Source organism: Microbacterium sp. T32, from assembly GCF_001619615.1.
Lineage (GTDB): Bacteria > Actinomycetota > Actinomycetes > Actinomycetales > Microbacteriaceae > Microbacterium.
On sequence record NZ_LQQP01000066.1, the window covers coordinates 1 to 222 of the forward strand.

1 pseudogene is annotated in these 222 nt (G+C 74.8%); it reads left to right on the plus strand.

The annotated features are described in order from the left end of the window. Nucleotides 1-222, plus strand: a pseudogene (locus AVW09_RS18100) (ABC transporter ATP-binding protein); the annotation flags it as partial.

The following is a 222-nucleotide window of genomic DNA, read 5'->3' on the forward strand; positions in this document are numbered from 1 at the left end:
GCTCGCCTCCGCGATCGGCGCGATCACGTCGGTGAACCAGGCGCTGGGCGCGCTCGGCCGCATCCAGGAGGTGCTCGACCTCCCCCTCGAAGAGGACGGCGACCGGCCCGGCACCACGGAGCCCGGAGCGGACGCCGCGGCGATCGAGTTCCGCGACGTGCGGTTCCGCTACCCCGACCACGTGGTGAAGGCGCGCGAGGCCGCGGCGCAGGAAGCGCGATC